At 39.8% G+C, this 22,106-nt stretch carries 15 protein-coding genes; 7 read left to right on the top strand and 8 right to left on the bottom strand.

Annotated features, from left to right (window positions below; all coding sequences use genetic code 11):
- Positions 1-19: 19 nt before the first annotated feature.
- The 7 genes from KNQ97_RS06335 to KNQ97_RS06365 all read right to left on the bottom strand — a co-directional run bounded on the left by KNQ97_RS06335 (position 20) and on the right by KNQ97_RS06365 (position 9,571).
- Complete coding sequence (locus tag KNQ97_RS06335; protein ID WP_253612000.1) at positions 20-1,414, bottom strand: efflux transporter outer membrane subunit; 1,395 nt, start codon at positions 1,412-1,414, stop codon at positions 20-22.
- Positions 1,415-1,436: 22 nt separating this feature from the next.
- Entirely contained in the window at positions 1,437-3,431 is a 1,995-nt protein-coding gene (locus KNQ97_RS06340) for a MacB family efflux pump subunit (RefSeq protein WP_000165905.1), read from the bottom strand.
- 2 nt (positions 3,432-3,433) lie between these two features.
- Entirely contained in the window at positions 3,434-4,771 is a 1,338-nt protein-coding gene (locus KNQ97_RS06345; protein ID WP_253611985.1) for a MacA family efflux pump subunit, read from the bottom strand.
- 107 nt (positions 4,772-4,878) lie between these two features.
- On the bottom strand, positions 4,879-5,868 hold the full coding sequence (gene holA / locus KNQ97_RS06350; protein ID WP_000762831.1) for a DNA polymerase III subunit delta: 990 nt from the start codon (positions 5,866-5,868) through the stop codon (positions 4,879-4,881).
- Between the two features lie 19 nt (positions 5,869-5,887).
- On the bottom strand, positions 5,888-6,397 hold the full coding sequence (lptE, locus tag KNQ97_RS06355) for an LPS assembly lipoprotein LptE (RefSeq protein WP_000549819.1): 510 nt from the start codon (positions 6,395-6,397) through the stop codon (positions 5,888-5,890).
- Between the two features lie 27 nt (positions 6,398-6,424).
- The gene (gene leuS / locus KNQ97_RS06360; protein WP_000155773.1) at positions 6,425-9,049 is read right to left on the bottom strand and encodes a leucine--tRNA ligase; all 2,625 of its coding nucleotides are present in this window, start codon (positions 9,047-9,049) and stop codon (positions 6,425-6,427) included.
- 186 nt (positions 9,050-9,235) lie between these two features.
- Positions 9,236-9,571, bottom strand: coding sequence for a DUF4124 domain-containing protein (locus KNQ97_RS06365; protein WP_001054471.1), 336 nt, complete (start codon positions 9,569-9,571; stop codon positions 9,236-9,238).
- A 504-nt stretch (positions 9,572-10,075) separates the two neighbouring features.
- Here KNQ97_RS06365 and KNQ97_RS06370 point away from each other — a divergent pair.
- The 5 genes from KNQ97_RS06370 to KNQ97_RS06390 all read left to right on the top strand — a co-directional run bounded on the left by KNQ97_RS06370 (position 10,076) and on the right by KNQ97_RS06390 (position 16,893).
- Complete coding sequence (locus KNQ97_RS06370) at positions 10,076-11,800, top strand: acetolactate synthase 3 large subunit (protein ID WP_000422094.1); 1,725 nt, start codon at positions 10,076-10,078, stop codon at positions 11,798-11,800.
- Positions 11,800-12,291: an acetolactate synthase small subunit gene (ilvN, locus tag KNQ97_RS06375; RefSeq protein WP_001215920.1), complete on the top strand. Its 492-nt coding sequence runs from the start codon at positions 11,800-11,802 to the stop codon at positions 12,289-12,291. Before KNQ97_RS06370 ends, ilvN begins: the two co-directional genes overlap by 1 nt.
- A 32-nt stretch (positions 12,292-12,323) precedes the next feature.
- The gene (gene ilvC / locus KNQ97_RS06380; RefSeq protein WP_001165443.1) at positions 12,324-13,340 is read left to right on the top strand and encodes a ketol-acid reductoisomerase; all 1,017 of its coding nucleotides are present in this window, start codon (positions 12,324-12,326) and stop codon (positions 13,338-13,340) included.
- 330 nt (positions 13,341-13,670) lie between these two features.
- Complete coding sequence (locus KNQ97_RS06385; RefSeq protein ID WP_000510211.1) at positions 13,671-15,725, top strand: GGDEF domain-containing phosphodiesterase; 2,055 nt, start codon at positions 13,671-13,673, stop codon at positions 15,723-15,725.
- 604 nt (positions 15,726-16,329) lie between these two features.
- On the top strand, positions 16,330-16,893 hold the full coding sequence (locus tag KNQ97_RS06390) for a TetR/AcrR family transcriptional regulator (protein ID WP_001146946.1): 564 nt from the start codon (positions 16,330-16,332) through the stop codon (positions 16,891-16,893).
- A 215-nt stretch (positions 16,894-17,108) separates the two neighbouring features.
- On the opposite strand, the gene KNQ97_RS06395 is transcribed toward KNQ97_RS06390, so the two are convergent.
- The gene (locus KNQ97_RS06395; RefSeq protein ID WP_000043984.1) at positions 17,109-17,681 is read right to left on the bottom strand and encodes a TetR/AcrR family transcriptional regulator; all 573 of its coding nucleotides are present in this window, start codon (positions 17,679-17,681) and stop codon (positions 17,109-17,111) included.
- A gap of 330 nt (positions 17,682-18,011) precedes the next feature.
- On the opposite strand from KNQ97_RS06395, the gene KNQ97_RS06400 reads away from it, so the two are divergent.
- A complete protein-coding gene (locus KNQ97_RS06400) occupies positions 18,012-18,875 on the top strand; it encodes a hypothetical protein (protein WP_032009198.1) in 864 nt (287 codons plus the stop codon).
- Between the two features lie 402 nt (positions 18,876-19,277).
- Complete coding sequence (locus KNQ97_RS06405) at positions 19,278-22,103, top strand: type VI secretion system Vgr family protein (RefSeq protein WP_253611986.1); 2,826 nt, start codon at positions 19,278-19,280, stop codon at positions 22,101-22,103.
- The last annotated feature ends 3 nt before the right edge of the window (positions 22,104-22,106 follow it).

The following is a 22,106-nucleotide window of genomic DNA, read 5'->3' on the forward strand; positions in this document are numbered from 1 at the left end:
GCTTTTTACTGGGCGCAAGTTATTGCGGCAGTTCTTTTACAGGTGAACCGCCTAATGCCTGCATAAGGGTGACATAAGCGTTGTATTGACTTTGTTTGGTTTCAACAAGACTCAAGCGCGCAGTACGTGTAGTTTGCTGTGCATCAAGAAGTGTTTTTAACGCAACAGCGCCATAACGGTAGCGGACTTCAGTTAAACGTTCAGTTTTTTCTGCAAGTTCGACATTACGCTCTTGTAACGCTACTTGTTTGTCGAGTTCTGTACGACTCGACAACGCGTTTTCTACATCAGCAAAAGCCTGATAAAGCGTTTGGCGATATTGAATAATCGCTTTTTCATAATCTAGGTTACTAATCGCGATATCTTTTTTCATATCGTTATATTGTAAAAACGGTAGGCTCAAACTCGCCCCAAGCGTAAGGGCAGGGTTACGTAATAACTCCGTTAAAGATGTACTGCTTGAACCTAAACTACTAGTTAAGCTAATTGACGGATAGTAGCTTGCTTTAGTCGCATCTTTAGTTGCCAATGCCTTTCTTAAACGAAGCTCAGCTGCTTGCAAGTCTGGGCGACGTGACAAAATATCCGCTGGTAAACCCGCACCAATAGCAGGCAGCGCTGTACGTGGTAAACGCTGTGGCTCTTGAATATTGAGTTGCTGTACTGGCTCATGCAATAACACAGCAATGGCTGTACGCGTTTCAACAAGCTGTTGCTCAATCTGGCTTAAACTTGCTTTTTGGCTTTGAACAGACTGCTCGGCTTGCGTAAGGTCTAATCCTGAAACTGCACCTGCTTTATACTGAGTTTGAACTAACTGATAAAGCTTTTGTGAAGTGGCTAAGCTTTGCTGTGCAGTTGCATATCGTTCATTTAAATAACCAAGCTGCCAGTAGAGTTTCGCAGTAGTGGCAATCAGACTTTGACCAGTAGCTTGAAGATCTTGTTCGGTTGCTAAGGCTTCCCATTTACTTGCTTCAGTTTGACGAGCAAGCTTGCCAAACAAATCAAGTTCATAGCTCACCCCAGCACTCATTGATAAACCTTTCGCGCTGTCATCTCCCGAATTTAAGTCGAAAGAATGTCCTGTAGAAACACTAGAGCTGGTCCGTAAGCCTTGTTTATTCGCGGTAAAATCAGCTTGCAAGCGTGCTTGCTTGAGTGTGATTCCCGCAACAGCCAAATCACTATTGCGCTCTAATACATTAGTTACGAGTTGGTTGAGCTGTGCATCTCCAAACAATGTCCACCAATGGTCAGAATATTGCTCAACCGATGCTGTTTTAGCTTTAGCCTTATCGTACTGAAAACTGCCTGGAACTTGTACAGCTGGTGCTTGGTAAGGTGTTTTTACTACAGCGGCACATCCCACAAGAGAACTAGTGAGGAGAAGTGCTGCGCTAAGTTTAGTCATAGAAAAAGACATGCAATTTTCCTTATTCTCGTGATAGTGCTGCAACAGGGTCAAGTTTTGCTGCATTCTTGGCAGGTAAGAAGCCGAATACGACACCGATCAATGTTGAACACACAAACGCGGCAACAATTGATGTGGTTGAATAGGCGACAGCAAAGTTGCCACCGGCAAACTTATTAATCAGTTGTCCTAAGCCAAGTGATAGAAGTACGCCAAGTACACCACCAATCAAACATACTAAAATTGCTTCAATCAGGAACTGCTGCAAAATATCACTTTGTCGAGCACCCACAGCCATACGCACACCAATTTCTTGCGTACGTTCAGTCACCGAAACCAGCATAATATTCATTACCCCGATACCACCAACTACCAGAGAAATTACAGCAATTGCTGATACTAAGAGAGTCATAGTACTTGTGGTTTTCTCAATGGTTTGTCGGATACTGTCACTGTTCATGGTGAAAATATCTTGGGCACCGTGGCGTTGGGTTAATAAGTTAACAATGGCGTTTTCAGCAGCACTGGTCGAGTATTTATCATTAATACGTACGACAATATTACGGACATGCGCTTGCCCTAACATACGGCTCATGACCGTGGTATAAGGCATATATACATTCAGCGTGTCATCCGAACCCATTCCGCTGGTCTGAGGTTCTACAATGCCGATAATACGAGCTGGCACGCTACCCAGTAACACGACTTGCCCGATTGGGTTAGTACCATCGCTAAAGAATTGTTTTTGCGTATTGGTATCAATGACTACATCTTGTGAACGGTCGCGGACACTTCGTTGATCAAAGGTTTGGCCGTCTTTAAAAACTAGACCTTTTACATCGAAATAATCGTTACTTACGCCGTTAATAGTCGCGTTTGCTTCATTTTGTTGATAACGCATGGTCTTGGATGTACTGACCATCGGGCTGACTGCACTGACATAAGGCTGTGTCATTAATGCATCGGCATCGGCAGGAACCAGCGTTTTAAAATTGGCTGTCTTGGAGTTATCACCAAAACCACGACCTTGGAATACCGTAATTGTGTTGGTGCCTAAACTGCTAATGTTGCTCAAAATCTGTTGTTGAGAGCCATTACCTAGCGCAACTACCGTTACGACCGAAGCAATACCAATAATGATCCCCAGCATGGTTAAGAAAGTACGCATGCGGTGGGCATTCATAGACAGTAAAGCCATTTGAAAGGCTTCGGATAAGCGATCTAGGGTTGAACGCCAAGCTGAAATACTTTTGCCTTTTTTCTGCTTATTTTGTAAAGCAGGTGCTGCATCTGGATCAGATTTAACTTCTTCTAAAGATTGGTCTGGAACATTAGGACGGTCACTAATAATTTCCCCATCACTAATTTCGATAATACGCGTTGCATTCTTTGCAACTTGCATATCGTGCGTTACCAAAATAATCGTATGGCCAGCGGCGTTGAGTTCACGCAAAATTCGCATCACTTCAACGCCGCTATGTGAATCGAGTGCACCTGTTGGTTCGTCGGCCAAGATTACATCGCCGCCATTCATTAAGGCACGTGCAATTGATACACGTTGCTGTTGACCACCTGAAAGCTGGCTTGGTCGGTTTTGCGTTTTAGTACCTAAACCTAACTCCGTGAGCAGGGCAGTAGCTCGCTGTTTACGGTCTGCTGGAGTAACACCAGCATAAACAGCTGGAACCTCAACGTTACCTTCAGCTGATAAGTCACCCAGTAAATGATAGCGCTGGAAAATAAAACCAAAATATTCACGGCGTAACTGCGCTAACTGGTCTGGCTCAAGTTTACCGGTTTCTTGACCATTAACCTTATAACTACCACTAGTTGGGCGGTCCAGACAGCCCAAAATATTCATGAGTGTTGATTTACCAGAGCCGGACTGGCCGACAATAGCAACCAGCTCACCCTCATAAATGGTCAGGTCAATGCCTTTTAAAATTTGAATCGTGCTTTCGCCAGCAGGGAATTCCCGGACCAGATTGCTGACTTCAAGCAAAGCTTGTTTTGTCATGCTTACATTCCCATTGGGCCACGGCGGCGGTTATTACCACTGTTTGCAGAAGCTGCAGAGTTTTCTGAACTATCGGCAATTACAACTTGGTCACCTTGTTTTAATCCGGCAAGTACTTGCGCATTTACACGGTTATTAATACCTACCAAAATTTGTGTTGGTTTAGTCGTACCATCTGCTTGTAAAACGCGAACTACACTTAGTGTTGCTTTGCCTTGTTCAATAAGTTGTTTTTGTTCAGGAGTTAAATTTAAGCGTTCTAAACGAACCCCATCACCTTGATGCTTGCGTTCTGCACTTGGAGTAGAACTCGCTTTATCTGCCGATTGACCCTGTTTTCTTTGGCCAGAAAATTGTTTGCTACTTAACGCAGAAGATGGAACCAATAAGGCATTTTTTGCTGAATTTAATACGATATAAACTTGTGCAGTCATATCAATACGCAATTTGCCGTCCGTATTTGGAACATCAAATAAAGCGTTGTAGTAAACAGCTGAGCTGGTTGTTGAACTTGTGGTGCTGTTTGATTCACTAGAGATCGAATCTGGAGCAGGTTCGATTTGTCGTAAGGTTGCATAGCGCTTGGTTTCATCACCTAAGGTCGTGAAATAGACCTGCTGACCTTTTTCCACTTTCATAATATCGGCTTCACTCACCTGTGCTTTAATCGTCATATTTTGAAGTTTTGCAATTTTGACGATAGTAGGAGCACTTTGGTTTGCGTTTACCGTTTGACCTTCTTCAGTCACAATCGCAACAACCGTACCATCAGTTGGCGCAACAATACGTGTATAGCCAATATTGGTTTGTGCTGTTGAACGCGTTATTTTTGCAGACTCAATTTGTGCATCTAATGCTTTAACTTGTGCCTGAGCTGTTTTATAAGCAGCTTCAGCTGACTCTAAATCTGCACGAGGTGTCGCATCTTGAGCATACATTTGTTGTTGACGACGATATTCGAGTTGCTTTTCATTTAAAGATGCCACTTGTTGAAGGCGCTGTGCCTCTAAGTTTTTAATATTGGCATCAGATGTTTTTAAACTGTTTTCTTGGGTGGTTGAGTCAATTTGTGCAATAAGTTGACCTTGTTTCACTTGATCACCAAGCTGCACATACATCTTTTTAACCTGACCGGATACCTGAGCACCGACACTAATGAGCTTGGTTGCATCAAGCGTACCGGTTGCAAGTACATTATTCTCAATATCCCCGCGAGTTACCTCTGCTGTAATATATTGAGGCTGCTGTTGTTTAGGCTTTAAGAATTTCCAAGCTAAGACAGCAATAATGGCGATACAGACGACAATAATTACGAGTTTAATTGGCTTTATTTTTGGCATGGCGAGAGGTCGAAAAGTCTAAAATTTAACTTAGTATAAGAGTCAAATGAGGATAAAACGTGAATTTTTATGATATTTCAATAAAGCAGGCAAATGATTTGGCTGCCCTAATGTATAAATAATGTTTTTCCACACAGCTCGGCAATGGCTTGTTGCATTAAATGTTGGGCATTCTCATTTGACATGCCTTTGATTGCGGCATCAATTTGTAAAAGCAGGGCAGACCATCCCAAAAATTGCTGTGGATTGAGTCTTCTTAATGCTTGTTGATATAAGCTAACTTTTGTTTTCCATATACCTAGTTGTAATGCATTATGCGGTTGTTCAAACAACTGCATTAATAAACGCATTTCTTTACTTAATGTCCATAAGATCAAGCTTTCCGGTTCACCGGAACCGATTAAATATTGAAAGATCTTAATGGACTGAGCAAGATTACCTTCTAATAACGCATCGCTTAAATCGTAAGTGGTGTAACGAGACTGATCTTGTAGACACGCATATAACTGTTCAATTTGAATTAGTTTCTGGTCTGGAAAAGTATCTCTTACCCGCATCAAGCTATTTTTAGCAGCGAGCAGGTTATGCTCATGATGCTGCATGAGCCACTGCCAAGCATCATTGTCGAGTTGAATTTCTAACTTCTCAGCCTCAGCGGCTAATATTCGTTGACGGTCTTGCGGATAATTGGCAGTAAGGGCAACCACCACACCGTTCGCTTCAACAACTTGGAAAAAAGCAGATTTTAAGCTGCTACTGTCTTGTTTGGGTAAAACAATTAACAGCAGGTTAGTTTCATTATGTTGGATATAACTTTTTAGCTGTTTTAAACCATTGGCATCGGGCTTGATATTGCCGTGAACTTCAATAGCAAGTTGCTGAGAAAATAAAGATAAGCTGTTCAGTGCGTTAAAGACATTTTTCCAGTCACTTACACTACTAATATCGTAGCGCTGTCTTTCAATGTCTTGTTGCTGCCAGCTTTTGCGAAAAGTGTCGAGTAAATTTTGTTCTAATAAAGGTTCCTGTCCATGCAGGATCCACGCACCCCGAGCTTCCGGAATGCGTTTGAGGGCTTGTAAATAGTCAAGTTTCATTACTTAAGAAAAGATACGTCTATGGTTGAGCTTTTGGTAAGCGATTGGCTGAAATTTGACGAGTAATTTGCTGTGCAAGGTCATCAATTACAATACGTTGCAAGTAACTTTCTTGCTGGTTCTCAGTGTTGACCGTTGCCAAATCATATTGATAACTACGAGCTGCGGTTAAAGTACGCGGCTCTGTAATTTTATTACCTTGACGGTCTTCGATTTGGAAAGTTACGGTCAAGCGTAATAACACTTCTGTAAGTTTACCATTTAGAAGCTGACGACGAGGCGTGTATTCTAAAACACGAAGAACATAGGCGTCGTTGTCATTGCTGAGCTGAACACCATTTGCCGTTAAATACACTTTTAATTGTGTTTCAAGGTCATCGGTTTTTGCCGGTAACTCAAGGCTTAATTTTTTATAAACAAGTGGAGTCGCAGTCGGGTTAGTTCCTTTTAAATGGAAACCACACCCGACTAAGCCTGCACTAAGGCCTAAGGTTAAAACAACAGCGGCTAAACGTTGGGCTAAGTGCATGCTTGATCCTCTCATTAATACCTGTAATTAAACCACGAGGTTAACCAATTTGTTTGGAACCACAATCTCTTTTTTGGTTGGTCCTGTTAAGAACTGCTGAACTTCTGGTAATGCTTTCGCTTGAGCTAATAACTCATCTTTAGAAATATCAACAGAAACTTCAAGTTTACCGCGAAGTTTACCATTTACTTGTACAACAATCGTTTGAGTATTGCGGGTTAATGCAGAAGCATCAACTTCAGGGAAAGTTGCTTCTGTTAAGTCCGTACCAAACTGAGCCAATAAAGTCTGGCTTAAATGCGGAGCAAATGGAGCAAGTAAAGTTAACAATGTGGTGATTGCTTCACGTTCTACAGCAACGTCATTGTCATCTTTTGCTTCAAACTTATTGCTTGCGTTTAACAATTCCATCAATGCAGCAATTGCAGTATTAAACGCGTGACGACGCTCAATATCATCACTTACTTTTTGAATGGTTTCGTGTGTCTTACGACGTAAATCTTGAGCATCTTTAGACAAGTTTGCTTTATCAATTGCTGTTGCAGAGTTTCCTTTTTCAAGGAAGCTTGCTACCAGACGCCATACACGTTTCAAGAAGCGGTTTGCACCTTCAACACCTGCATCAGACCATTCTAAAGATTGATCTGGTGGTGCAGCAAACATCATAAATACACGAGCTGTATCTGCGCCGTATTGATCAATAATCGCTTGTGGGTCAATACCGTTATTTTTCGACTTGGACATTTTTTCTTGTCCGCCGATAATCACTTCTTGACCATCACCTGAATATTTTGCAGAAATAATGCGGCCTTTCTCATCACGTTCTAATTCGATGTCAGCAGGGTTGAACCAAGTTTTCTTACCATTTTCTGCTTCACGATAGAAAGTATCTGCAAGCACCATGCCTTGAGTTAACAAGTTGGTAAATGGCTCATTACCTTGTACTACACCTTCATCACGCATTAATTTGTGGAAGAAGCGTGCATAAAGTAAGTGAAGAATCGCGTGTTCAACACCACCAATATATTGGTTTACAGGAAGCCAGTTTTTAGCTGCTTCAGGTTTTACCATACCACCAGTAAAGTCTGGAGATGCATAGCGTGCGTAGTACCAAGATGATTCTACGAATGTGTCCAATGTATCTGTTTCACGGCGTGCATCGCCACCACAGCAAGGACATTTCGTTTCATAGAATTCAGGCATTTTATTTAGTGGATTACCTGAACCATCTGGAACAACGTCAGTTGGTAATACAACCGGAAGTTGATCTTCAGGAACTGTGACTTGACCACAAGTATCACAGTTAATCATTGGAATTGGGCAACCCCAGTAACGTTGACGAGAAACACCCCAGTCACGTAAACGGAATTGAACTTTAGAATTTGCTAAACCTTGTGGTTCTAATTTCGCAAGGAATGCATCAAATGCAGCTTGGAATTCTAGACCGTCAAATTCGCCAGAGTTAACAAGTTTACCTTCTTTAGAACCGTACCATTCTTGCCACTCGGTAGCAGAGTAGTCTGCATCGTCAGCACCTTTGGCATCAATCACTTGCTTAATTGGCAAGTTGAACTTGTTAGCAAATTCAAAGTCACGTTCGTCATGTGCTGGTACAGCCATCACTGCGCCAGAACCGTAAGACATTAATACGTAGTTCGCAATCCAGACAGGAAGCTCTTCGCCAGTTACAGGGTGTTTTACAAACAAACCTGTTGCCATACCTTTCTTCTCGGCTGTAGCCAAGTCAGCTTCTGCAACTGAACCCATGCGGCATTCTTCAATAAATGCAGCCAATTCAGGGTTATTTTCAGCAGCTTTAAGCGCAAGAGGGTGTTCTGCTGCAACGGCAACGTACGTCACACCCATAAGTGTGTCGGCACGTGTTGTATAAACAGTTAAGCCGTCAGCATAAATTTCAGTATTGGCAGATGGGAAGGTAATTTCCATACCAGTAGAGCGACCAATCCAGTTACGCTGCATGGTCAACACTTGTTGAGGCCAGCCGTCTTGTAGAGTGTCTAGGTCGTCTAATAATTCTTGTGCATAGTCCGTAATACGGAAGTAGTACATTGGAATATCGCGTTTTTCAACCAATGCACCTGAACGCCAGCCACGACCATTTTCAACTTGTTCGTTTGCCAAAACTGTTTGGTCAACTGGGTCCCAGTTTACTGTTGAAAGTTTACGGTAGATTAAACCTTTTTTATAAAGCTGAACAAACAACCATTGTTCCCAGTGATAGTACTCTGGTGTACACGTTGCAAATTCACGGTCCCAATCTACAGATAAACCTAATTTTTTTAATTGGTCACGCATGTAAGCGATGTTTTCAAATGTCCATTTTGCCGGAGCAACTTTATGGGCAATTGCAGCGTTTTCTGCTGGTAAACCAAATGCATCCCAACCCATAGGTTGTAATACGGTTTCGCCTTTTAAACGGTAAAAACGGCTAATTACATCGCCAATGGTATAGTTACGCACATGACCCATGTGCAGTTTGCCACTTGGGTAAGGGAACATTGACAGGATGTAGCGATGTTTACCTTCGACAGTGTCGGCAACTTTAAAGACTTTACGATTTTCCCAATCTTGTTGGACTGATGGTTCAATCGTGTTTGCTTGATATTCTGGGTCAATGTGAGAAATAGTCATAGACGTAAGCTATACAACGAAAATTGAAATGAAAGATTGCTGCACAGCATAGCGCAAAATAGAGGAAAATGTCAGTTTTTAGAGCAGGATTTTATCTTTTAATCTGTGCTATAAAATTTCCCAATCTATTCCTGTTTATTTTAAATAATCGAAGAGTGGTAAAAATATTCACCACTCTCATTTTAATTATCTTGGTGCCGATACAGACGGGGCAGGTGGGACCGGGACAGCAGGTGCACCTTTTTCCACTGCTACGTTAGTTACTTCTTGCACGACTTTATCTTTATCCTGAGATAGTTGTTCTGAGTTCGATGTTGGATTTTTCAACAATGGTTGACTGCCGTAAGTCGAAACTTTGTTCAAATGTTTTGCTCCTTTAGGTGGTGGCGTCGTGGTGTAATGTGTCGAGCCACTTTGATCCATCCATTTATAATATTGCTGTGCCTGACTTTGACTTGAGCAAAGTAAAATTGCTGTTGTAGCGGCTGTATACAGGCTTGTTTTTAAATAAGATAAATTCATATCAGTTCTTCCCCAATGTAAACTGATTATATTTAAATAAACTTTATAAATAAGCAATTTAGAATGGATCGTTTTATATAAAAATAATGAATTTTTAATAAATAATGAGCTAAGAAGAGTAAATTCACGATTTAATATTAGATTAAAAAAGCAGCAGCTAAATTTTTTTATGGAAAAACCTTTTCTTTATTCTTGACTTTGTATATAGAAACAACAAAAATGCTTTCTCTAGTTTTATATGCATTTACTCGATCACCCTTCGAATAACTGTCATGTTTTGTAATAGACATTCTCTCTAGCCGAGAGATTGATTTTACTAAAGTATGTATATCCAGACATGCTTTATTAATGTTAAAACAGCTTATACGGCTGAAAAACAGAAATTTTTCTATTGCAACGAAAACTAGACAATATGTGTGCTATAACAGTGCAGACAATTCAATGAATGAAACACTATTTATGCCTTCCATAAAATAGTGATATAAGATTTTAGGGTGAATCACGTTGGAACTTTTATCTGGTGGTGAAATGCTCGTTCGCGCTCTTGCGGACGAAGGCGTTGAACATGTTTTTGGTTATCCAGGCGGCGCAGTATTACATATTTATGATGCGCTATTTCAACAAGACAAAATCAATCATTACCTCGTGCGCCATGAGCAAGCTGCTGGTCATATGGCAGATGCCTACTCGCGTGCTACAGGTAAGACAGGCGTAGTACTGGTCACTTCTGGTCCAGGCGCAACCAATACAGTAACTCCAATTGCAACAGCTTATATGGACTCAATCCCAATGGTGGTTTTGTCTGGCCAGGTTGCATCACATCTGATTGGTGAAGACGCTTTCCAGGAAACTGACATGGTTGGTATTTCACGTCCTATCGTGAAACACAGCTTTCAGGTCCGCCACGCAAGTGAAATCCCTGCAATTATTAAAAAAGCATTCTATATCGCATCAAGTGGGCGCCCTGGTCCAGTTGTAGTCGATATTCCTAAAGATGCGACTAACCCTGCAGAAAAGTTTGCATACGAATACCCTGAAAAAGTGAAGATGCGTTCATATCAACCACCTTCACGCGGCCACTCTGGTCAAATTCGTAAAGCAATTGATGAGTTACTTACTGCAAAACGTCCTGTTATTTATACAGGCGGTGGTGTTGTACAAGGGAATGCTTCTGCGTTATTAACCGAACTTGCACATTTACTTGGTTATCCGGTAACTAACACACTTATGGGGTTAGGCGGATTCCCGGGCGATGACCCACAGTTTATTGGCATGTTAGGTATGCACGGTACATATGAAGCCAATATGGCAATGCACCATGCAGACGTAATTTTGGCGATTGGTGCGCGTTTTGATGACCGCGTAACAAATAACCCAGCCAAATTCTGCCCGAACTCAAAAGTGATTCATGTTGATATCGACCCTGCAACTATTTCAAAAACGATTATGGCGCATATTCCGATCGTTGGTGCAGTAGAGCCAGTTCTTCAAGAAATGTTGGCACAGTTAAAACAATTAAATGTGTCTAAACCAAATCCTGAAGCAATTGCGGCTTGGTGGTCTCAAATCAATGAATGGCGCAAAGTTCATGGTTTGAAATATGAAAATCCATCTGATGGCACTATGAAGCCACAGCAAGTTGTTGAAACTTTATATAAAGTGACCAATGGCGATGCCATTATTACTTCTGACGTAGGTCAACATCAGATGTTTGGTGCACTTTATTATAAGTACAAACGTCCTCGCCAATGGATCAACTCAGGTGGTCTTGGCACCATGGGTGTTGGTTTACCTTATGCAATGGCTGCGAAGCTTGCTTTCCCAGACCAGCAAGTTGTTTGTATTACGGGTGAAGCTTCAATTCAGATGTGTATTCAGGAACTTTCAACCTGTAAACAATATGGCTTGAACGTAAAAATCTTGTGCTTGAACAACCGTGCATTAGGTATGGTGAAACAATGGCAAGATATGAACTATGAAGGTCGTCATTCAAGTTCTTATGTTGAGTCATTACCTGACTTTGCCAAGTTAATGGAAGCTTATGGTCATGTAGGCATTCAAATTAATCATGCCGATGAACTTGAATCTAAGCTTGCAGAAGCAATGGCAATCAATGATAAATGCGTATTTATCAACGTTATGGTTGACCGTAGCGAACACGTTTATCCAATGCAGGTTGCAGGTCAATCTATGCGTGATATGTGGATTTCTAAAGGGGAGCGCATTTAATGAGACACATTATTTCTGTACTCGTTGAAAACGAAGCTGGTGCGCTTTCTCGTTTGGTGGGCTTATTCAGTCAACGTAACTACAACATTGAAACACTTAATGTTGCACCAACCGAAGATCCGACATTATCGCGTTTGACGTTAACGACTTATGGCGATGACCATAAGATCGAACAAATTACGAAACAGCTCAACAAGCTTGTTGAGGTGGTAAAAGTAGTTGATTTATCAGAAGGTTCACACATTGAGCGTGAACTCATGCTAATCAAAGTAAAAGCATTAGGTGCTTCACGTGCTGAAATTAAACGCACTGCGGATATTTTCCGTGCGCAAATTGTAGACGTGACACCAACGACCTATACCATTCAAATAGCAGGGACAACTGAAAAATTAGATGGTTTTATCGATGCGCTTGCAGAAAACACCATTCTTGAAGTCGTTCGTTCAGGTGTATCAGGTATCGCCCGTGGCGAAAAAGTTTTAGCCATTTAATTTTTTAAAAAGTATTTTAGCGGAGAACACAAATGCAAATTTTTTACGATAAAGACTGTGACTTATCAATCATCCAAAGCAAGAAAGTTGCGATTATTGGTTACGGTTCTCAAGGTCATGCTCATGCACTTAACCTTAAAGACTCAGGTGTAGACGTAACTGTAGGTTTACGTGCTGGTTCAGCTTCTTGGAAGAAAGCTGAAAACGCTGGTCTTAAAGTTGCTGAAGTCCCAGCAGCAGTTAAGCAAGCTGACCTCGTAATGATTTTGACTCCAGATGAATTCCAATCACAACTTTACCGTGACGTGATTGAGCCAAACATCAAAGAAGGCGCGACTTTAGCATTTGCTCATGGTTTCTCTGTTCTATATAACCAAGTTGTTCCACGTAAAGACTTAGACGTAATCATGGTTGCGCCTAAAGCTCCTGGTCACACTGTACGTTCAGAATTCCAACGTGGTTCAGGTGTTCCTGACCTAATCGCAATTCACCAAGACGCTTCTGGTAATGCACGTAATGTTGCGCTTTCTTACGCTTCTGGCGTAGGTGGTGGCCGTACAGGTATTATCGAAACTTCATTCCGTGAAGAAACTGAAACTGACTTATTCGGTGAGCAAGCAGTTCTTTGTGGTGGTGCAGTTGAACTAGTGAAAATGGGCTTCGAAACTTTGGTTGAAGCTGGTTATGCACCAGAAATGGCTTACTTCGAATGCTTACACGAACTTAAGTTAATCGTTGACTTGATGTTCGAAGGCGGTATCGCTGACATGAACTACTCAGTTTCTAACAATGCTGAGTACGGTGAATACGTAACTGGTCCTGAAGTAATCAATGAACAGTCTCGTGAAGCAATGCGTAATGCATTAAAACGTATTCAATCTGGTGAATACGCGAAGATGTTCATCCAAGAAGGTGCGTTGAACTACCCATCTATGACAGCTCGTCGTCGTCAAAATGCTGCACACGGTATTGAACAAACTGGTGCTAAATTACGTGCGATGATGCCTTGGATTCAAGCGAACAAGATCGTAGACAAAGAGAAAAACTAATTCTCTTTTCTATTGTTTTTAAAAGAACCCTGCTAAATGCAGGGTTTTTTATTTTATTAGCCCCTAAAACAAGTTTAAAAAAACATCATTAAGGTCAATTGACCTAGACTTAAGAAATCCTATATTTTTCATATAATTGGATGCTTAATTTTTGTTTACTTTATTGATTTCTAAAGTAAAAAATACTTGACCAAATGTTAGATAATGTTATTGTTTATAACTGACTAAAAAAGTCGAATTTACTAATTTTTCTTTAACGTGTTTAATTGTATTTTGTGCAATGAGTTGAACAAAATAAAAAAAAGTATTGAATAATCATGGAAGTCCAATATGGGTCATGTTGATTACGATAGCACATTGATCGTCGGCTCTTTTATTGCGGCTGGCGCTATTTGCTATATTGTGATTTCCATGGAGCAGTTAATATTTAAGCAAACTTATAAAAAGATTGAGCCGTTTATTCTATTACTCAATGGATTATTACTCGCAGCAGCGATTAGTATTGTCCATATTGTCGGCATGCATGCTTACCATTTATTTGAAGCAGCTTCCTCGAATGTTCCTTTAATTACACTGGCTTTTGGAATTAGTGCTGTACTTTCAAGTGTCGCAATTTGGCTGACTTCTCGTTTTACACTTCCTATATTTAGACTCATTTTAAGCTCAGTCATTATGGGAATTGGGATTTCTGCTTCTTATTATGTGAGTATGTTAGGCTGGAATATTGATATTTATAAGAAAGACTACACTTCCTTTCTTATTTTATTTTCTGTCTTAATTGCCATGAGCGGGTCGGGGCTAGCTTTCTTACTGGCCTATAAATTAAAAGAAAGTGAACGTCACCGTATAAGTTTAAAATTAGCCTTTGCAGTGATGATGACCCTAAGTATTATGGGGATGCACTATACGGCACTTATTTCGACAAATATTACCGATAAGTTTGTAAGCCAATATCAGGCTGAGCATGACTTGCTGTTATTTACAATTATTTTAGTTACCTGTCTGGTGCTGGTCGCGAGTTTTATTGTTGCCGTGCTGGAACAACGACTGAACCAGCGAAATCTAGAACTGCGCAAAGCCAATAAAGAATTAGCCAACCTCTCTATTCAAGATAACTTAACTAAATTACCAAACCGACTTTATTTAGTGGATTACGCCGAAGTCCTCCTGTCAGATCACCGTTATAAAGACCAAAAAATTGCTTTTCTCTATATTGATTTAGACCGTTTTAAATCGGTAAATGATGCGTTTGGACACCACATTGGTGATCAACTGCTTATACAAATGGCCAATCGTTTACATTGGCAACTCAATGAAAAGTGTAAATTACTTAGAATTGGTGGGGATGAGTTTTTACTCATTGCTGAAAACACTGATACTGAAGAGGCAATGCAACTTGCTGAAAAAGTATTACATCTTATTCAAGACAGTTACCAAATTTCCGGTAAAGAAATTAATATTTCAGCAAGTCTAGGTATCGCACTGTTCCCTGAACATGGGCAAAATGTTCAAGACCTGCTAATGAATGCCGATGCTGCCATGCTGATGTCTAAAGAGCAGGGCCGCAATACTTATACCGTCTTTAGTTATTCTACCCATCAACAAGAAACAAGAAGTCAGTCAAAACTGATCAATGATTTATACAAAGCAGTCGAAGAAAAACAATTTGTTCTCTACTACCAGCCAAAATTTAATACCAATCTTGAGATTTGTGGGGTAGAAGCACTCATTCGCTGGAACCATCCATCTTTAGGTATGCTGACACCGCATATGTTTATTGGTGGCGCAGAAAAGACAGGTTTAATTATTCCAATGGGATATTGGGCACTTGAGCAAGCTTGCCAACAAATTCAGGAATGGGAACGTAGCAATACGCAGTTTTATCCAATCGCAGTTAATTTATCGGCCTTGCAGTTCGAAAATAAAAAGCTCTTTAGTACTCTCGAAGGCTTGCTAAAAAAATATCAAATTCAGCCTCATCACCTCATTATTGAAATTACCGAATCAACCGCAATGCGGCATATCGACTTAAGCATCCGTGCTTGTGAGCGACTGCGCGATATGGGTATTCGGGTGGCAATTGATGACTTTGGGACAGGGCACTCAAGCTTCTTATATTTAAAAGATTTACCAGTTGATGAACTTAAAATTGACCGTGGTTTTATTGTCGATTTAAAACCTGGCTCAAAAGAAGAGGTCATTTTAGAAAGTATTATTCATTTGGCGAAAAAGTTAGGTTTAACCGTAACAGCCGAAGGGGTGGAAACACAGCAACAAGTTGAGATTTTAACGCGCTTGGGCTGTCAGCAGTTCCAAGGTTATTTGTTGGGTATGCCTGTAAATGTAGGGCAACTGATTCAGTCGCAAGGTGCTCATTTTGTTTAACCTAGATATTAGTTAAATTTGAAAATACTAATTAATATAATATCTAAAATAATAATTTAGTTAATCTAATGAAAAATAATAAGAATTTTTAAAACTTGTCATAAATTCTACATTGACACTTCTAAACTCTCAGATTATCCTTTGCCTGCTGGCCTACATTGCCAGCTGGTTGTCGCAGACCGATTAGTAAAGGCATCAGATTATTCCCTCTGAGGAGTAGTCTTGTGTGTACAATCGTCCCTCGCTCGTTGCGGTAGGACGAGTGAGGGACACCTTTGGGTGTGCTGATTCTTTACTATCAGTCTGCGAACCCTTGCTCGTTCTGCCACCATAATCTTTTATTAATGCTTTGGCAGAACTCCCCAAATAAGGAGTTTGCTATGCATACTATTTTTACACCTCCCAATTAGTCTTTATGCAGTTTGATCACCTTTAGGTTTTCAGGCGTCAGTTCTTCGCGACTAAAAAATCATATCAACAATAAAACTTGAGATGCGTTAGGGCAGTCTTTAGGGCCTTTGCATGCTTTTTTGCTTAGAGCAAAAGTTGCAGCCGTTTTATCTCTTTTAAACACAACAAGAAATTATTTTATAACGGTAACTATATGCCATATTCAGATCTCTCATTTCGCGCGTTAAGCGTACTCCATAAGTCTCGATATCTTTTTAATAAACATGGTTTTCATAACGTAGGAGTAGACCGCATTGTACGAGAAGCAGAGGTGCCAAAAGCTTCGTTTTATAACTATTTCCACTCTAAAGAACGGCTTATTGAAATGTGCCTAAACTTTCAAAAAGACGTCTTAAAAGAGCAAGTACGCTCAATCATTTACATACAAAAAGATTTAATCTTGCGTGAAAAACTCAAGAAGATTTTCTTTTTACATACCAGTCTGGATGGTTATTACCACTTGCTATTTAGGGCTATTTTTGAAATTGAGAAACTCTATCCCGCAGCCTATCAAGTGGTTGTACAATATCGGCATTGGTTAACTACTGAAGTTTATAAATTGCTTTTAACTGTGAAGAAAGACACTACGAAAAGCGATAGCGATATGTTTTTATTTACATTAGATGGTGCCATTATTCAGCTGCTAGATGAAACTAGGGGTGATACGAGAGAACTGTTATTCGCTTATATTTTAAAGGGTATTTTTCTTAAAGATTAACTTATTAAAATCTATATGTTTATTAATTGATATATTTAGAATAACTAAATTTATATAGAGTTCAGGCGGTTGTGCTTTTAAAACATATCGGCCTGAACTTTATATTGAACCAGATAAAAAACAGATCTGATCACCTGATAGAGCATGTATTACAGATCCTCTCATCTTCAAAATAAAACTTATAATATGGTAAAGAACCGTAATAATTAAATTTTTTAAGCAGCTTCATATTTTTGTTTTGTTTCAAGCTCAATGAGTTTATTTATATAAGACCATGTTTCTTCAGAGTTAATTTCTGGTTTGTTAATAGTCCCGTCAATAATAAGCCCATCTATAATGTTAAGAAAAAGACTGCTTAATACTTTTGGATCTTCAATTTCTAACTCTAAAAATATAGATAAAACTAAACTGTAAATCCATTCACGGTATTTATTTACTTGTTTTTTAATAGAAGGATAGAGCTGCAGGACTTCTATCGTTGCTTTTTTAAATAAACAACCACTAAAATCTTCAGTGTTAATCCAGTCGATATACCAATTAAAAATACTTTTCAGTTTATTTAATGGGTCATCTGCACTATTAACTTTATCTAATAAAGAAGTTTGGACTTCTAAAATTCTTCGGCGAAGACACTCTTCAATTAAAACTTCTTTAGAAGAGAAGTACTTATAAAAAGTCATTTTTGCAACTTTAGATTCAGCAATAATTTTGTCTACCCCAATAGAGGTATAACTTTTCTGATTAAAAAGGGTCATTGCTGTTGTTATAATCGTTTCTCTTTTTGACATTGGTTGCCCCGTCATAGATATTTTTTGATTAACTTTGCTATTGTAAAGTATGAAAGCTTAAATAAAACTTATTTAATGATATTTAAAAAATTATATTTATTCAATAGCTTGGTTTGCCTTGATAAATAAAGAAATAAATATTTTATTGGCAATAGTTTACTTTTTTAAATAATATTAATTAATCCATTGATTTGTTGAGATAATAAACATAATATCAATTCGTTAAGTATGGGTATACGGAATTTATCCTTTTTACGTTCGAATACGTAATGGAAATAGAGGGATAGCCTTTAGCTTAACTATAAGAAAAACTTTTTATTGAGAATGATTATGTCAAAAAAATTTGAAGACTTTAATAATCCAAGAGAAAAAGCATTGCAGGGGATGAAAGATAGTATTCCCGCTTCACAATGGGAAGAAAACTTACAGTTTCTCAAACAATTAAGGAATAAAATTGCGCAATTGCCAGTAAGTAAACACCCTGCAATTGAAATATTAAATAACGGTTATCTTGATAAACAAACCCTGACTCGTATTCATTTAGAATATCGTCATGCCATTGTTCAGATTTTTACCGATGCTTTATTAAAGGCGCAGTTTCTGACAAAACAATTGGAGCCAAAGCTTCACTCGGGCGCTAAAATGTTTCCACGGGTGTTGTTGAGCTTAAATATATTAGATGAGTTTGGCTTTCGCCCTGGTTTAGATAAAGATAATTATTATTTAGGCAACCCTGAATATGCACATTATCCATTATATGAAGATTTGCTAAATGACTATGGTTTGACTGAGGCTGACCGCCGTAATTATAAACCTTCAAAAATTGCAGATCAGGTGAGAACATTTTTAGAAGCTTCTTATGATAGTTATATTAATGTGGTGGCATTATTGGCGGTGGCAGAAGAAGAAGTTATTCTTTTTAGCCCACCATTGCGACAAGCAACCAAGTTTGTAAATATCGATGTTGAGGGTGGTGGTTATTACCATGTACATGGCGTTTCAACAGATGAAACAGCTGAAGCTGCTGATGATGACCATCAAGATGACCTTTGGTTTGCGTTGGCTCAAGCCATTACCAAAGATGACTATGAAAACTTGACTCAACTATGTCTTGATTATTGTGCATTGTGGACTGAGTTTTGGGATGCACAAATTGCCGATGTCCAATTTATTGAAGAAAAGAAATTGGCATAAGCTGTTCAGTTCATTCGTAAAAAGCCTGTTGATATTGAACAGGCTTTTTTAATGGTGAAAGCTATGAGTTCTTTAGGGCTTCACCAAAAATATTTCAAATATGAAAACACGGATAGACAACTCAACAATCTCTAAAAAGTACCTATAAATCTGCTACAATTACGCCAATTTTTATTTTGATCGACTTTAGATCTTTGGCACTGCAATCTCCGCAGTAGGTGTATTTCATGAGTTTTAAAGATGAGTTAGCGGCACAGGTCGCTGAAGTATTGAGCTTTTTATTTTAGTGTATGGATAGGGTGTCCGACTAGCCATTAACATTGCAATTGATATAAAAAATAGACAGATCTGTACGCACTTTATAAAATATAATCGATTAAGTCTCAATTTATAACAAACGTAATGTTTAATAATATTTCCCAAGTTTTAGAGAGTATAGGTTTTCTCTCACAGCATCGTTCGGTGTATCTCCAGTTTTCAGATGCATCCCTGAATAGTCAGGTTTTTTTACAACGTATAGATGGGCAACATTATCTTAATCAGGGCATGACAGCCGAGCTGATTTGTTTATCAACCAATGCTCATATTCCACTCAAAACATTTATTGGGTTGCAGGTTGCTGTTGATCAAGTAACAGATCGAGGAAGTTTTTTCCGTACTACAGGTATTATTACTGGAGCATCGCAAGGGCAAAGTGATGGTGCTTTAACTTTATATAAACTTGCCATAAGTGATCCAACTTATCTCTGGCATAAACGCAGAAATAGCCGTGTGTTTATGAACAAGAGTGTGAAAGAAATTAGTGAAATTCTGTTTCAAGAATGGCAGGGGAAAAGTCCATTATTTGCATCTAGTCTGACTCTAGATTTAAGTGGATTGAAACAGGCATACGATATCCGTCCTTTTGTTATGCAGCTCAATGAAAGCGACTATGACTTTTTAACTCGCTTATGGCGTAGTGAAGGTATTAGCTGGCTCATTGATGAAGCAGAGCTTACCGTGGCGAGCAATACGGACAATATTCAGCCACAAAAATTACGCCTTATTGATGACAATAGCCAGTATCAGGCACTGACTAGAAGGACAATCCGTTACCATCGTAGCAGTGCAACTGAACAGTTTGACAGTATGACCAGTCTAATCGCTGGCCGTCGTTTACAGCCGACTTCTGTTTTTGTGCAGCGTTGGCAGTCAGATGTACTACAACAAACAGATGGGGCAGGCAGTGTCCAAAGTACACATCAGCATAGTGCCAACTATGACAACCAAAGCTTAAGCCTTGAAGATGCATGGCACTTCAGTCCGGCATGGATGCAGGATTTAAACGGCGAAGATGGGGCAACCTCAGCAAGTAATCAACAACTGGAAAAATTTAACCAGAACTTAAGCGCTTACCATGATGCCCAATCCAAACAGTTTGTTGCTCAAACCACAGTACGGGATACACAAGTTGGTTACTGGTTTGAACTGAATGAACACCCTGAAATTGATCTGCATAGTGGGGCAGATAAAGAGTTTCTGATCATTGGTAAGCATTACTACAACCAAAATAACTTACCGAAAGACTTAAACCAGCAAATACAAACTTTAATTACACAAAGCCATTGGCAATCTAGTCATACAAAAGAGCGTCAAGGCAATCAACTGATTTTACAACGTCGCCATATTAAGACAGTTCCTGAATATCAGCCCTTACAAGATCGTCCTCAAGCCTCTGTACAACGTGCCCGTGTAGTCGGACCTGAAGGTGAAAGTATCTATGTCGATCAGTGGGGACGCATTAAAGTTCGTTTCTTGTTTACCCGAGCTGATGACCATCGTCATGATGGAGGCGCTGGAAGTAACGATAATGACACAGACTCTGCTTGGGTCGATGTTGTAACCCCGTGGGCTGGAAAAGGGTATGGTGCACGCTTCTTGCCACGTGTTGGTGAGATTGTGGTTATCGACTTCTTTGACGGCAATATTGACCGTCCGTTTGTAGTGGGACGTATTCATGAAGCCGAACGTCATCCAGCCCAGTTCGACCAGAAAGGGCAGCTACCTGACACTAAAAAACTCAGCGGTATTCGTTCAGAAGAAGTTGATGGCAAAGGCTTTAACCAGCTACGTTTTGATGATACGACTGGGCAAATTAGTGCACAGTTACAAAGTAGCCATGCGGTCAGTCAGTTAAACTTAGGCAACTTAAGCCATCCAAAAGATAAGGCCGAGAGTGATGGTCGTGGAGAGGGCTTTGAACTCAGAACTGACCAGTGGGGCGCGGTTAGAGCAGGTAAAGGTTTACTTGTTAGTACCCATAAACAGGACCAAGCTCAAGGCACACATTTAGATGCAGCCGATGCCAAGCAACAAATCGAAGGTGGTCTTAATAATGCTAAGGCACTGAGTGAAGTTGCTAAAAACCAGCAAACTGATCCATTGGAAATGCTTGAGAACTTAAAAACGTTCATAGAGCAAATTGAAGAAAAAGATCAGGACAAAGCTGCCATTTTTAAGCAAGCCTTGATGGTCTTAACAGCACCAAACAGTATTGCAGTAGCTAGTAATGAAGATATTCATTTAAGTGCAGATGGTCAGTTAAGCCAAAATGCTGGGGACAGCATTAGCCTAAGCACTCAAAAGAACCTGATTGCACATGCACAAAACAAGATTAGCCTGTTTGCCGCTCAACAGGGAGCACGGCTCTATGCAGGCAAAGGTAAAGTTGAGATACAAGCGCAAGGCGATGGAGCAGATTTAATTGCCCGTAAAGGTATCCAGATTATTTCTACAGAAGACAAAATAGAAATTAATGCTTCTAAAGAAATTGTGATTACCTCGGGTGGTTCCCAAATCAAGATTAATAGCTCAGGTATTTTTCCAGTCACTGGCGGGAAGTTTGAGGTGAAGGCTGGGCAGCATTTATTTATGGGGGGAGCAAAGGCAGATTATGTTTTGCCTTCTTTACCAACACAAGAAATCAAGACCGATGACTTATTACTGGAATATTTACATAGTGATGGCACACCTGTTAAAGGTGCTGATTATGAGGTTTTATTATCTGATGGTTCCATCCGTAAAGGAAAACTAGATGCTTCGGGTAAGGCTATTGTGAGTGGTGTACCTGCTGGACGAGCCAAAATCCAATATGGAGAAGACCAAAGTAAAGATGAATTTCCAGCTTTAGAAGTAGATGACTGGTTTACTCAACTTGGAAGCAGTACAAAGACTGGAAAAGAGGAATAAAGA

The sequence above is a fragment of the Acinetobacter sp. UC24323 genome (genome assembly GCF_024151445.1).
GTDB classification, from domain to species: domain Bacteria; phylum Pseudomonadota; class Gammaproteobacteria; order Pseudomonadales; family Moraxellaceae; genus Acinetobacter; species Acinetobacter baumannii.

Bases quoted from the DNA above. Each gene is read 5' to 3' on its own strand.
- KNQ97_RS06335 (WP_253612000.1), bottom strand. From the start codon at position 1,414: ATGACTAAACTTAGCGCAGCACTTCTCCTCACTAGTTCTCTTGTGGGA.
- KNQ97_RS06340 (WP_000165905.1), bottom strand. From the start codon at position 3,431: ATGACAAAACAAGCTTTGCTTGAAGTCAGCAATCTGGTCCGGGAATTC.
- KNQ97_RS06345 (WP_253611985.1), bottom strand. From the start codon at position 4,771: ATGCCAAAAATAAAGCCAATTAAACTCGTAATTATTGTCGTCTGTATC.
- holA (WP_000762831.1), bottom strand. From the start codon at position 5,868: ATGAAACTTGACTATTTACAAGCCCTCAAACGCATTCCGGAAGCTCGG.
- lptE (WP_000549819.1), bottom strand. From the start codon at position 6,397: ATGCACTTAGCCCAACGTTTAGCCGCTGTTGTTTTAACCTTAGGCCTT.
- leuS (WP_000155773.1), bottom strand. From the start codon at position 9,049: ATGACTATTTCTCACATTGACCCAGAATATCAAGCAAACACGATTGAA.
- KNQ97_RS06365 (WP_001054471.1), bottom strand. From the start codon at position 9,571: ATGAATTTATCTTATTTAAAAACAAGCCTGTATACAGCCGCTACAACA.
- ilvN (WP_001215920.1), top strand. From the start codon at position 11,800: ATGAGACACATTATTTCTGTACTCGTTGAAAACGAAGCTGGTGCGCTT.
- ilvC (WP_001165443.1), top strand. From the start codon at position 12,324: ATGCAAATTTTTTACGATAAAGACTGTGACTTATCAATCATCCAAAGC.
- KNQ97_RS06385 (WP_000510211.1), top strand. From the start codon at position 13,671: ATGGGTCATGTTGATTACGATAGCACATTGATCGTCGGCTCTTTTATT.
- KNQ97_RS06390 (WP_001146946.1), top strand. From the start codon at position 16,330: ATGCCATATTCAGATCTCTCATTTCGCGCGTTAAGCGTACTCCATAAG.
- KNQ97_RS06395 (WP_000043984.1), bottom strand. From the start codon at position 17,681: ATGTCAAAAAGAGAAACGATTATAACAACAGCAATGACCCTTTTTAAT.
- KNQ97_RS06400 (WP_032009198.1), top strand. From the start codon at position 18,012: ATGTCAAAAAAATTTGAAGACTTTAATAATCCAAGAGAAAAAGCATTG.
- KNQ97_RS06405 (WP_253611986.1), top strand. From the start codon at position 19,278: ATGTTTAATAATATTTCCCAAGTTTTAGAGAGTATAGGTTTTCTCTCA.